The organism is Achromobacter spanius (assembly GCF_002812705.1).
GTDB classification, from domain to species: domain Bacteria; phylum Pseudomonadota; class Gammaproteobacteria; order Burkholderiales; family Burkholderiaceae_B; genus Achromobacter; species Achromobacter spanius.
Genome location: NZ_CP025030.1, coordinates 669,150 through 681,562, shown reverse-complemented (window position 1 = coordinate 681,562; position 12,413 = coordinate 669,150). Strand labels below are relative to the sequence as shown.

At 62.6% G+C, this 12,413-nt stretch carries 11 protein-coding genes; 7 read left to right on the top strand and 4 right to left on the bottom strand.

Annotated elements, in window-relative coordinates:
* The first annotated feature begins 5 nt into the window (after positions 1-5).
* The 7 genes from CVS48_RS03165 (at position 6) to CVS48_RS03135 (ending at position 6,178) form a co-directional block, all read left to right on the top strand.
* Entirely contained in the window at positions 6-947 is a 942-nt protein-coding gene (locus tag CVS48_RS03165; RefSeq protein WP_100853220.1) for a carbohydrate kinase family protein, read from the top strand.
* 203 nt (positions 948-1,150) lie between these two features.
* On the top strand, positions 1,151-1,654 hold the full coding sequence (locus tag CVS48_RS03160) for an outer membrane lipoprotein (RefSeq protein WP_050447100.1): 504 nt from the start codon (positions 1,151-1,153) through the stop codon (positions 1,652-1,654).
* Positions 1,655-2,026: 372 nt separating this feature from the next.
* Positions 2,027-2,266: an acyl carrier protein gene (locus CVS48_RS03155; RefSeq protein WP_100853219.1), complete on the top strand. Its 240-nt coding sequence runs from the start codon at positions 2,027-2,029 to the stop codon at positions 2,264-2,266.
* Entirely contained in the window at positions 2,244-3,431 is a 1,188-nt protein-coding gene (locus CVS48_RS03150; protein WP_100853218.1) for a D-alanyl-lipoteichoic acid biosynthesis protein DltD, read from the top strand. The genes CVS48_RS03155 and CVS48_RS03150 overlap by 23 nt, the downstream gene beginning before the upstream one ends.
* Positions 3,428-3,580 carry a hypothetical protein gene (locus CVS48_RS03145; RefSeq protein ID WP_100853217.1) on the top strand — a complete coding sequence of 51 codons (153 nt, stop codon included), beginning with the start codon at positions 3,428-3,430 and terminating at the stop codon, positions 3,578-3,580. Before CVS48_RS03150 ends, CVS48_RS03145 begins: the two co-directional genes overlap by 4 nt.
* An 8-nt stretch (positions 3,581-3,588) precedes the next feature.
* The gene (locus CVS48_RS03140; protein ID WP_100853216.1) at positions 3,589-4,716 is read left to right on the top strand and encodes an MBOAT family O-acyltransferase; all 1,128 of its coding nucleotides are present in this window, start codon (positions 3,589-3,591) and stop codon (positions 4,714-4,716) included.
* 16 nt (positions 4,717-4,732) lie between these two features.
* Positions 4,733-6,178 carry a D-alanine--poly(phosphoribitol) ligase gene (locus CVS48_RS03135; RefSeq protein ID WP_100853215.1) on the top strand — a complete coding sequence of 482 codons (1,446 nt, stop codon included), beginning with the start codon at positions 4,733-4,735 and terminating at the stop codon, positions 6,176-6,178.
* A gap of 38 nt (positions 6,179-6,216) precedes the next feature.
* On the opposite strand, the gene CVS48_RS03130 is transcribed toward CVS48_RS03135, so the two are convergent.
* The 4 genes from CVS48_RS03130 to CVS48_RS03115 form a co-directional block, all read right to left on the bottom strand.
* Positions 6,217-6,777, bottom strand: coding sequence for a YggT family protein (locus CVS48_RS03130; RefSeq protein WP_100853214.1), 561 nt, complete (start codon positions 6,775-6,777; stop codon positions 6,217-6,219).
* A 148-nt stretch (positions 6,778-6,925) separates the two neighbouring features.
* Positions 6,926-7,678, bottom strand: coding sequence for a histone H1-like DNA-binding protein (locus CVS48_RS03125; protein WP_100853213.1), 753 nt, complete (start codon positions 7,676-7,678; stop codon positions 6,926-6,928).
* A gap of 347 nt (positions 7,679-8,025) precedes the next feature.
* The gene (locus tag CVS48_RS03120; protein WP_050447107.1) at positions 8,026-9,222 is read right to left on the bottom strand and encodes a ribonucleotide-diphosphate reductase subunit beta; all 1,197 of its coding nucleotides are present in this window, start codon (positions 9,220-9,222) and stop codon (positions 8,026-8,028) included.
* A gap of 19 nt (positions 9,223-9,241) precedes the next feature.
* Positions 9,242-12,172: a ribonucleoside-diphosphate reductase subunit alpha gene (locus tag CVS48_RS03115; RefSeq protein ID WP_100853212.1), complete on the bottom strand. Its 2,931-nt coding sequence runs from the start codon at positions 12,170-12,172 to the stop codon at positions 9,242-9,244.
* Between the last annotated feature and the right edge of the window lie 241 nt (positions 12,173-12,413).

Sequence of the window (12,413 nt, the reverse complement as noted above, 5' to 3'; positions counted from 1 at the left end):
CACGCATGGCAACCCCCGTCCTGGTTTGCGGTTCGATGGCGTTCGACACGATCGCCGTGTTCGAAGGCCGCTTCAAAGAGCACATTCTTGCCGACCGCATCCAGTCGTTGAGCGTGTCTTTCCTGGTGCCCAGCATGCGCAAGGAATATGGCGGTTGCTCGGGCAACATTGCCTACAACATGAATCTGCTGGGCGGCAAGCCGGTGCCCGTGGCCACCGTGGGTGAAGACGCCGGCGAATACATGGAGCGCCTGTCGGGCCTGGGCATCGACACCTCCCGCGTCAAGGTGGTGCCCGGCACGTTCACCGCGCAGTGCTTCATCACGACCGACCTGGACGACAACCAGATCACCGCGTTCCACCCGGGCGCCATGTCGTTCGCGGCGGACAACGACCTGAGCGACGCGGACGCGGCCTGGGCCATCGTGGCGCCGGACGCCAAGGAAGGCATGTTCGCCCACGCCGAACGCCTGCATCAGCGCGGCATCCCCTTCATTTTCGATCTGGGCCAGGCCATGCCCTTGTTCGACGGCGCCGACCTCGAACGCATGCTGAAGATGGCGCAGGCGTTGACCGTGAATGATTACGAAGCGGGCGTCGTTGAGCAGCGCACCGGCCGCAGCATGGCCGACATTGCCCAGACGCTTCAAGCCGTGGTGGTGACGCGCGGCGCGGAAGGCGCCACGCTGATGACCGGCGGCAAGACCATTTCCATCGCGCCCGTGAAGGCGACGCAGGTCGTCGACCCCACGGGTTGCGGCGACGCGCAGCGCGGCGGCCTGCTCTACGGCTTGACCAGCGGCTGGAACTGGGAAGACAGCTGCCGCCTGGGCAACGTCATGGGCGCCCTCAAGATTGCTTCGCGCGGGCCGCAGAACCACGCGCCGTCGCGCGCTGATATCGACGCGGTGCTGCACGCCACCTACGGCATCCATTTGCCGGCGTGAACCCTGGACTGCGCGGGAACTGCCTCGCGGCTGCACGGTCGAACGGTCGTCCAAACGTCTGATGCGGTGGCGCTATCGCCACCGCTTTCAGCAGGTGTTTTCTGGCTTTGGCCGTGAGTTTCAGTGTGTTGCAGCCGAGCCTGGCCAAGATGGCGGGCGCGGTATGATCAACGTCGTCGGCAGTGCCCGATCGAGGAGTCCAAATGAACCAAAGCAAATCTCTTTCCCTGGTAACGCCGCGTACTGGCCGGTGGCTGGCCGTTGCGGCCGTCGTGACGTCGATGGCAGTCTTGGGCGGCTGCGCGAATCCCAGCGCATCCAGCGGGGTTTATAGCTACGACCAAGCCCAGCGCGAGCAGATCGTTCGCACGGGCACCGTCACGGGCGTGCGCCCCATCGTGATCCAGAATGACAAGTCCAGCGGTGTCGGCATGTTGGCCGGCGGTGCGCTGGGCGGCGTGGCCGGCAACGCTGTCGGCGGCGGCACGGGCCGTACCATCGCCACCGTGGGCGGCGCTATCCTGGGTGCCCTGGCCGGTAACGCCGTGGAAAACCGGGTCGGCAAGAATTCCGGCTACGAAATCACGGTGCGCCTGGACAACGGCGAAACCCGCGTCGTGGCGCAAGAAGCAGACTTGCCCATCAGCGTGGGCCAGCGCGTGCAGGTGATCAGCGGCGCAGGCCCGACGCGCGTGACCCCGATGTAATTCAAAAGCCCGCGCAAGCGGGCTTTTCGATAGCCGCGCCAAGGCGCGCACAGGCCCCTATCGAGGGGCCATTTTTTTGCCTGAATGTCGCTCGGCCGCAACGTGACCCCCCAGGATTTACCCGCAGGTGTCGCCTTTCCCGGCCATTTCTCGCCATCAAGCCCAAAAGTTCGATGGCGATTCAACGGTCGAAGTGCAATGATTGCGCCTGCGAACGAGGCCAAACCCGGTTTTTGATGTAACCGAGTGCATCTTGGCGTCATTCTGAATGGCTGAATGCCGTCAGTTGAGCTTCAGCTTTTTTCTATATCCTCAAGCACCTGAATCCCTGCGAGCGGGGGTGTTTCGCCGACGAGGCGCCCCGCACACCTTATGTATACCGAGCAAGAACTCCACACCAAGATCGGCGATATCGTCGAGTCGATCGTCATGAAGAAAGTCACCCCCGACACGCAATTGATCGCCACTGGCCTGGTGGATTCCCTGGCTGCCGTGGACATCACGCTGGCGGTTGAATCGGAGTACGGCTGCAGCATCCCGGCTCCTGAAATCGCGGAAATCCTGCAGTCGGTCCGTACGCTTGCCGGCTATGTTGCTGCCCATTCTGCGTAACACGCGCTTGCTGTCCCACGTCGCGGCTGCCGCGACGGCGGTTGCACTGGCGGTTCGCGCGTATTGGGGGGCGGACGATCTGCTCAGCCGCATCGTGACGCCCGCCGCCGCGCCCTTGTCGGCCACGGCCGGCAAGAACAACTACCTGCCTAATCTGGGACCGGACTGGGGCACCCAGCACGTCAACCTGAATCGTCTGGGCAACGCCCTGAGCGACGGCACGCTGGTCGTGCTGGGCTCGTCCGAGCTGTCCAGCCACGACCTGCGTTTTGTTCCCTACCGCTTCTTTCCCGAAGAACTGAAAATGCCGACGCTGGCCTATGGCCACGCCATGTTCCAGTCTTACGGGATCGTCAGCGTGCTGGAATCCGTGGCGGATTCCCTGACGCCGAACACGCGGCTGGTGATCATGGTGTCGCCCGCGTGGTTCGCCTCGGGTGGTCAGTTGCCGCGCAGCGCGTTCGCCGAGCACGTGACCGGCCCGGTCTGGGACCGCTTGTGGGACCAGCCCAGCACGCGCGAGCAGATGCAGACCTGGATCACCGACAACGCGAATTGGGGGCTGCTCTGGCTGATTGCCAACGGTCAGGCGGCCGAGCTGAAAGACAAGCTGGCGCTGTGGTGGCATGCCCGCCAGGAACCCGCGCCCGACCGCCCACGCACCAAGCTGTCCGTGCCCGCGCACCGCTTCGTGTCCTGGCCGTCCGCCGCGCGCTTGAACGCAGGGCAGTGGGGGCAACTGACGCATCAGGCGCGCGAGGTGGAGCACAGGCTGGGCGGCCATAACCCTTACGACGTGCGCGACGATTACTACAAGCAGTATCTGGCGCCGCTGTACTCGCCGGCCCGCAACGAGTTCGCCGACGTCGACCCCATCACCCGCGCCGAGCTGGGCGATCTGTCGCGTGTCATGGCCTTGCTGCAAAAGCGCAAGGTGAAGGCCTACTTCGTCATTCAGCCGTTCAACCCCAAGCTCATTCTGGACGTCGAGCGCTTTGATCCGGTGGTGGCCGCCATTACGGGCATGTGCACGCGCTATCAGATGGGTTGCCTGGACCTTTACAGCATCCCGTTCGAACCGGGCATGCTGCGTGACGACATGCACCTGGCCGAGCTGGGCTGGGCCATGGCGGACCAAGGTATTGCGGAGTACTTTTCCCGATGAAATTCTTTCGCAAAGACGGCGCCGGGCGTCGCTTTTTTTGGCATTTGTGTCTGTACCTCGGGGTCATCCTCGTGTTTGTGCTGCAGGCACAGCCCACCACGGGCAGCGGCGGACCGATCAAGGTCGAATTCCAATATCAGCAGTTCTGAGCCGCGCCATGGAATTGTTTGCAAGCTTGAGCTTTTTTGGCGGCGCCCTGTGCGGCGGCCTGGGCCTGTTGGCATACCGCTCGTTCGGCATGCCGTTTCGCATCGGCTATCGCCACATCATCGGGGTGATCTGCCTGGGTGTCTGGATGGCGGTGTTCTGGGCGCGACCCTATCAGCCCATCGCGCTGCTGGCTATTTCGGGTAGCGCCTTGTGGGCCGTGCGCCGCAACTACATTCCCACCTGGCTGGCCGTCATCATCACCATGACGCCGCTGCTGCTGGTGAAGACCGGCGTGTCGCACCTGGGGGCGATGCTGGGCCTGTCGTTCGCCACCTTCCGCGCCATCGACGTGCTGCTGTTCGCGCAACGCAACGAGCGCGTGTCGCCGCTGGACTACTTCATCTACCTGTTCTTCCCGCTGACGCTGTTGGCCGGCCCCATGTACCGCTGGCGCAATTTCCAGGCGGATCTCAAGCGCGGCTATGAAGGCGTGAATTTGAATACCTGGCTGACCGGGCTGGAGCTGATCATGCTGGGCGTGATCCAGAAGTTCGGCCTGGCCGAGCTGATCTGGCGTTATGGCCTGGCCACGCTGGACGCGCACGACTATTCGTTCACGGGCGTGGTGTTGAACGCCTCGCTGTACAGCGCGTATCTGTTCTTCGACTTCGCCGGCTATTCGACGATGGCGATCGGCATCGGCATGCTGTTCGGCTTCACCTTGCCGATCAACTTCCGCAACCCCTTGGCCACGCTGAACCCGCAGGACTTCTGGCGCCGCTGGCACATCAGCTTGTCGGAGTGGTTGCGTGATGTGGTGTTCATGCCGATCTACAAGGCGTTGAGCAAGACCAGGTTCTTCGGACGCCATCGCATGGCGGCGCAGAACATCGGCATCTTCGCCACGCTGCTGGCCATGGGCGTGTGGAACGGCTTGTCGTTGCATTACATCGTGAGCGGGCTGATGTTCGGCGCGTATTCGGTGGGGCACAACCTGCTGGTCAACGCGGCGCGCACCCGGCCCGCCTTGCAGTCCACGCTGGCGCATCCGGTGATGCGGTTCCTGGGCCGCGTGCTTACCTTGATTCTGGCCGCGCTGGCGCTGTACGTGTTCAGCGGCCGCAGCCCCATCTGACGCTGGGAGTATCGGCATGCGTTTTGACCTGAAAACGTTCCAGTTCGTTGATACCGGAATGTCGCCCGACGCCTTGGCCGTCGCCGCCGCCGATCGCTCTTTAAGCTGGGCGCAGTTGCGTGACGAGGCGCACGCCTGGGCGGAGAACGCGCGCAAGCATGGCGCGGGCCCGGATGTGCCGGTGGCCATCTACGGCCACAAAGAAGCGTCGTTCTTCGTCGCCATGGTGGGCGCGCTGCTGATCGGCGCGCCGTTCGTGCCGGTTGACACCATCTACCCGGTGGAGCGGTTGCGCCGCATTGTCGAGATCGTGCGCGCCGCGGCCGTCTACGATGCCGCCGCCGGCACGTTCACCCAAGGCGAAGGCGCGTTGCTTGCCGAGCGCGGCCTGGCTTACGTCATGTTTACCTCGGGCAGCACGGGCGACCCCAAGGGAGTGCAGATCGGCCGAGAAAGCGTGGGCTTGCTGGGCGACTGGATGTTGGGCAGCTTTGGCTTGGGCGATGCACCGGTGTTCATGAACCAGGCGCCGTTCAGCTTCGACCTGTCCATGTACGAGGTCTTCGGCACCCTGGCCTCGGGCGGCGCCTGCGTGTTGAATGCACGCGAGCAGATCGCGGCGGCGGGCACGTGGATGCCGCGCCTGGCACAACATGGCGTGACGGTGTGGGTGTCGACCCCATCATTCGCCCACCAGCAGTTGGCCAACCGGGATTTTTCCCCGGCCACCTTGCCTGCGCTGCGCACTTTCCTGTTCTGCGGCGAGCCGCTGCCCGCGGCCTTGGCCAAAAAGCTGCGCCAGCGGTTCCCCGATGCCGTCATCCTGAACACGTATGGCCCCACGGAAGCCACCGTGGCCACCACCTGGATCGAAGTCACCGACGCCGTGCTGGCAGCGCACGACCCACTGCCGGTGGGCCACGCCAAGCCGGATAGCCTGTTGATCGTGGACGAAGGCGAGATCTGCATCGTGGGCGACCACGTCATGCGCGGCTACCTGAACCGCCCCGATCTGAACGACGCCAAGCTCTACACCCACGAAGACGGCCGCCGCGCTTTCCGCACGGGCGACCTGGGCCAGATGGAAGAGGGCGGCTTGCTGTTTTGCCGAGGCCGCATGGACGACCAGATCAAGCTGAACGGCTATCGCATCGAGTTGGCGGAAATCGACGAGGCGCTGCACGGTCTGCCGGGGGTGGAAGGCGGCGCCTGCGCGGTGCTGCGCCGTCCCGATGGAACGGCGGTGCGCCTGATTGGTTTTGTGGCGGGCGTGGCGCGGGAGCCGGATGCGCGTTTGCTGGCGCCCGATGCCTTGGCCGATTGCAAAGCGCGGCTGGCCCAGCGTCTGCCGCCCTATATGGTGCCGTCGGAACTGGTGGCGTGCCCGGCATTGCCAATGTCGAACAACCACAAAATCGACCGCAAGAAGCTGGTCGAGATCTACGCCGGGATTCCGGCGTAGCGGAAAAAAGAACGGGGCGCGATGCCCCGTTTCTTGGCCTACAGGCCCATCATGCGCTGGCTTAGATTGGCCAGCACCATCAGCAGCACCTGCGCCACGATCAGCAGCACCAAGGGCGAAAAGTCGATGCTGGTGCGCGGCAGGATGCGGCGGATGGGGTCCAGCATGGGCGCGGTCAGCGCCTGCAGCAGCGGCATCATCGGCGCCGTCGGATTGACCCAGGACAGCACGGCCTGGATCAGCGTCAACCACACCACCAGGTTCAGCGCCCACTTGATGGTCATGATCAGGGCCGAGCCCATGGCGGCTGGTAGCAGCGCGGCGGGGATCAGCGCGCCCAGCGCCAGCAGCCAGATCAGCACGATATACAGCAACGCGGCCAGCCAGGCGGCGACCAGGCTCGTCCAATCGATCTTGTTGCCGGCGGGAATGACCTTGCGCAGCGGCATCACCAGCCAGTTCGTGGCTTGGTAGATGGTGCGCGCAATCGGGTTGAAGGCGTGGAGGCGGATCGCGTGCATCCAGGCGCGGGCAATCAATGCCGCGCCGAACAGCGTGAACACGATTTCGAGGAGGAAGCGGAAGATTTCACCGAGCATGGACGCGATCACCGAAAAAATGAGGAATCAATTGTCGCACGCTGCGTGGAAAGTTTGCTGCGGCGTTTGGCGGATGGGGATGACGCAAAAAAGCCGCCTAGCCAAGGCCAGGCGGCTCTAGTGAAGCTACAGCTTCGAACCGTCCTGATTAGGGACGGCCACCCGTGGGGAACGGCCACGAAGCGGCGGGATTCAGCGCGGTCTTTGCACCCGGGGCAGCAGCCGTGGAGGGCGGCGTTGCGGGCTTCTTGGGAGCGGCTTTCTTCGCGGCAGGCTTCTTGGCAGCAGCGGGCTTGGCGGCAGCAGCCGGCTTGGCGGCGGCGGGAGCCTTCTTTGCAGCGGGAGCCTTCTTGGCAGCAGGCGCCTTCTTGGCAGCGGGGGCCTTCTTGGCTACCGCTTTCTTGGCAACTGCTTTCTTGGCGGCGGGCGCCTTCTTGGCAACGGCCTTTTTGGCGACGGCCTTCTTGGCTACCGCTTTCTTGGCGACGGCCTTCTTGGCGACGGCTTTCTTGGCAACTGCCTTCTTTGCGACGGCCTTCTTGGCTACCGCTTTCTTGGCGACGGCCTTCTTGGCAACGGCCTTCTTGGCGACAACCTTCTTGGCTACCGCTTTCTTGGCAACGGCCTTCTTGGCGACAACCTTCTTGGCTACCGCTTTCTTGGCGACTGCCTTTTTGGCGACGGCCTTCTTGGCTACCGCTTTCTTGGCGACGACCTTCTTGGCTGCCGGCTTCTTGGCGGCAACCTTCTTCACTGCCGGCTTTTTGGCGGCGGCGACTTTCTTGACTGCTACCTTCTTGACAGCGGCTTTCTTGGCCGGTGCGGCCTTCTTAGCGACTGCCTTCTTGGCGGCGGGCTTCTTCGCCGCGGCTTTCTTTACGGCTTTCTTGGCTGTTGCCATGGTCATGCTCCTTAGGTTCAGGGGTCCCAGAACTTAAACCCGTGCCCCGACTCGCCAACAAAGCGAATCGTGCCCGGGCTATTCATCGGCGCATGCCGCTGTTCTGTGCGAGCAACAGCTACTACGGTTTGCGCTAATGAATTCGGCACAGCCATTTGATATGGCCCCCGCTCCTTTGGCGCGAGCCATTTCAAATGGCGCCGGTCGCAGCCTGATCACAGGCCGCCGACCGCTTGTTCTACGTGTTCGAAAACACCCTGACCAGGAAGCGCGTCATCAAGCCTGTCGCGAACGCGACGCTCTGTGTTGGCAGAGCGTGCCCGCGCCGGGCCTGATGACGTACTGCTTTACTCCCAGCTCAGCGTGCCACCGGTTTGGTATTCGATCACGCGAGTTTCAAAAAAGTTGCGTTCCTTTTTAAGATCGATCATTTCCGCCATCCAAGGGAAGGGATTCTCTTCCTGCGGGTACAGCGGTTCGATACCGATTTGCTGGCAACGACGGTTGGCGATGAAGCGCAGGTAGGATTTGAACATAGGTGCGTTCAAGCCCAACACGCCGCGCGGCATCGTGTCTTCGGCGTAAGCGTATTCGAGTTCGACCGCTTTGCGGAAGAGTTCTCGAATTTCTTCGCGGAAAGCCGGCGTCCACAGATGCGGATTTTCCAGTTTGACGGTGTTGATCAGGTCGATGCCGAAGTTGCAGTGCATGGATTCATCGCGAAGGATGTACATGTACTGTTCGGCCGCGCCGGTCATCTTGTTCTGGCGGCCCAGCGCCAGGATCTGCGTGAAGCCCACGTAGAAGAACAGGCCTTCCATCAAGCATGCGAAAACGATCAGCGACTTCAGCAGCGTCTGGTCGGCTTCGGGCGTGCCCGTCTTGAAGTGGGGGTCCGCGATCGCGTCGATGAACGGGATCAGGAACTCGTCTTTGGCGCGGATGGACGGAACTTCGTTATAAGCGTTGAAGATCTCGGCTTCGTCCAGGTCCAGGCTTTCGACGATGTATTGATAAGCGTGCGTGTGGATCGCTTCCTCGAATGCCTGGCGCAGCAGGAACTGGCGGCATTCGGGAGCCGTGATGTGGCGGTAGGTGCCCAACACGATGTTGTTCGCGGCCAGCGAGTCGGCCGTGACGAAGAAACCCAGGTTGCGCTTGACGATGCGGCGTTCGTCTTCGGTGAGCCCGTTCGGGTTCTTCCAAAGCGCGATGTCGCGCGACATGTTGATCTCTTGCGGCATCCAGTGGTTGGCGCACGTGGCCAAATACTTTTCCCACGCCCACTTGTACTTGAACGGCACAAGTTGATTGACGTCGGTTTCGCCGTTGATGATGCGCTTGTCGGCAACCTTCACGCGCTGCGCGGTGGCTGCGCCGCTGGCGGCCAGACCCGCCGCGTGTTCAGGCGCGGCAGGCGTAGGCATGGCGGTGTCGCCGAACACACCCGTCGCCGCCCGGACTTCGGGCGCAGCCTGCTGGCCGCCCGCGGGGGCGGGGGAAGCAGGTTGCGTGGCGGTGGTGTCGTCTTCCCAATTAATCATTTCAATTCTCCGGAGGCGGTTATTGGCAGGCTTCGCACTCTTCGAAGCCGGGGTCGCCCGGCCGCATGGTGCAAACCGCCCCGAGAACTTCGGGTTCCGGCAAAACAGGTGCGGCGCCCACGGCCGCGGCCGTGGATTGGCCACCAGCAGTGACGGCGTTCAATTCGCCGCCGCGACCAGTGGACTTCTCGGCGCTGGTGGCGCCCAGGGTACGCAGGTAGTACGTGGTCTTCAGGCCACGCAGCCATGCCAGCTTGTAGGTGTCATCCAGCTTCTTGCCCGATGCGCCCGACATGTAGATGTTCAGCGACTGGGCTTGATCGATCCACTTCTGACGGCGCGACGCGCATTCAACCAGCCAGCTCGGTTCGACTTCGAACGCGGTGGCGTAGAGTTCGCGGAGTTCGGAAGGTACGCGATCGATGCGGGACAGGCTGCCGTCGAAGTACTTGAGGTCGGCGACCATGACTTCGTCCCAGAGACCGAGTTTCTTCAGGTCACGCACGAGGTAATCGTTAACGACCGTGAACTCGCCGGAGAGATTCGATTTGACGTACAAGTTCTGGAAAGTAGGTTCGATGCACGCAGATACACCAATGATATTGGAAATAGTCGCGGTTGGGGCAATTGCCACGCAATTGGAGTTGCGCATGCCATGTTGTTTGATGCGCGCGCGCAACGTATCCCAATCGAGCGTGCTCGATTCATCAACTTCAACATGACCACCGCGTTCATCACGCAGCATCTTCAACGTGTCTTGCGGCAAGATGCCACGCGACCACAACGAACCTTCATACGATTGATAGCGACCACGTTCTTCGGCGAGCAGGCTCGACGCGAAGTAGGCGTGATAGCAAACGGCTTCCATCGAACGATCAGCGAATTCAACGGCGGCTTGCGATGCATACGGCACGCGCATCATCTGCAGGCAATCCTGGAAGCCCATGATGCCCATGCCCACCGGACGATGGCGCGCGTTGGAATTGCGGGCCTTCTCGACGGCGTAGTAGTTGATGTCGATGACGTTGTCGAGCATGCGCATCGCGATGCTGACGGTGCGCTTGATCTTGTCGTGATCCAGTTCGAAACCACCACCGGCAGCCGGCTTCATGTGCGCGACCAGGTTCACCGAACCGAGGTTGCACACCGCGATTTCGGATTCGTTGGTGTTCAGCGTGATCTCGGTGCACAGGTTCGAGCTGTGAACCACGCCCACGTGCTGCTGCGGCGAACGGATGTTGCACGGATCCTTGAACGTGATCCACGGGTGGCCGGTTTCGAACAGCATCGACAGCATCTTGCGCCACAGCGTCAGCGCCGGCATCTTCTTGTAGAGCTTGAGCTCGCCGCTGGCGACGCGCTTTTCGTGGCCGATATACGCTTCTTCAAACGCGCGGCCGTACTTGTCGTGCAGGTCGGGGCAGTCGGACGGCGAGAACAGCGTCCATTCACCACCTTCCATGACGCGCTTCATGAACAGGTCGGGAATCCAGTTCGCCGTGTTCATGTCGTGCGTGCGGCGGCGTTCGTCGCCGGTGTTCTTGCGCAGTTCCAGGAATTCTTCGATGTCCAGGTGCCACGATTCCAGATACGTGCACACCGCGCCCTTGCGCTTGCCGCCCTGGTTCACCGCGACGGCGGTGTCGTTGACGACCTTCAGGAACGGAACCACGCCCTGGCTTTCGCCGTTGGTGCCCTTGATGTGGCTGCGCAGCGCGCGCACCGGGGTCCAGTCGTTGCCCAGGCCGCCGGCGTACTTGGCCAGCAGCGCGTTTTCCTTGATGGCGTCGTAGATGCCTTCCAGGTCATCCGACACGGTGGTCAGATAGCACGACGACAACTGCGAGTGCAGCGTGCCCGAGTTGAACAGCGTCGGCGTCGAGCTCATGAAGTCGAACGAGGACAGGATCTCGTAGAACTCGATGGCGCGCGCTTCGCGGTCGGCTTCACGCAGCGCCAGGCCCATGGCCACGCGCATGAAGAACACCTGCGGCAGTTCGATGCGGGTGCCGCGGATGTGCAGGAAGTAGCGGTCGTACAGGGTTTGCAGGCCCAGGTAGCCGAATTGCAGGTCGCGCTTGGCGTTCAAGGCCTTGCCCAGGCGGGTCAGGTCATAGTTGGCCAGTTCGGGCGACAGCAGGCCGCCTTCGATACCGCGGGCGATGAAGGTGGGGAAGTACTCGGCGTAGCGCGCGATCATGCCGTCTTGCGAGACTTCTTCGCCCAGCACTTCCTTGCGGATCGTGTGCAGCAGCAGGCGAGCGGTGACCTGGCTGTAGGCCGGGTCTTTTTCAACCAGCGCGCGCGCCGACAGGATGGCCGACTTGAACACTTCGTCGACGGGGATGCCGTCGTACAGGTTCTTGACCGTTTCCTTCAGGATGGATTCGCTGTCGATGAATTCGGCCAGGCCTTCGCCGGCGGCGACGATGGTCGCGCGCAGTTCAGCCAGGTCCAGCGGACGGCGCACGCCGGCGTCGGTCACGTTCAGCACGTGTTCCACGGGCGCGGCGGCGGCCTTTTCCTGGCCTTCGGCTGCAGCGGCGGCGGCGCGCTCTTGCGTGCGCTTCTCGCGGTACAGGACGTAGGCGCGGGCAACATCATGTTGGCCCGAGCGCATCAGCGCCAGTTCAACCTGGTCCTGGATGTCTTCAATATGGAAGGTGCCGCCGTTGGGGCGGTTGCGCACCAGGGCGTTCACGGCCTGGCTGGTCAGGTTCTCGACCAGTTCACGCACACGGGCGGACGCGGCGCCCTGGCCACCGTTCACGGCCAGGAAGGCCTTGGTCATGGCGATGGCGATCTTGCTGGGTTCAAACCCAACCACCGAGCCATTGCGGCGAATGATGTTGTAGCTGGCCCATTGCCCGCCATTGGCGTCGGCAGGGGAATCGGTTTGTGAGGGCGGCACGGCCGAAGGCCGGGTCACAGAGGCGATCGTAGTCTGCATGGAAGCTCCTGTGCGAAAACGCGTAGATAGCGACATGACGGCGGTCATGCCGGGTATGAATGTGGATCTTTTGAGGGGGTCGGAACGGCTTGGACGGCTTAGTCCAAAAGGCGTGGCCGACGAGAATCAGCGCTTAGGCGACCACAACATGTAGTGTAGCACCCCTCGTTGGACACTAATTCTAGTGATCGAGAACTACGGGAACAAGAAAAAGGTATGACGAATCTCACAAAAGATTGTT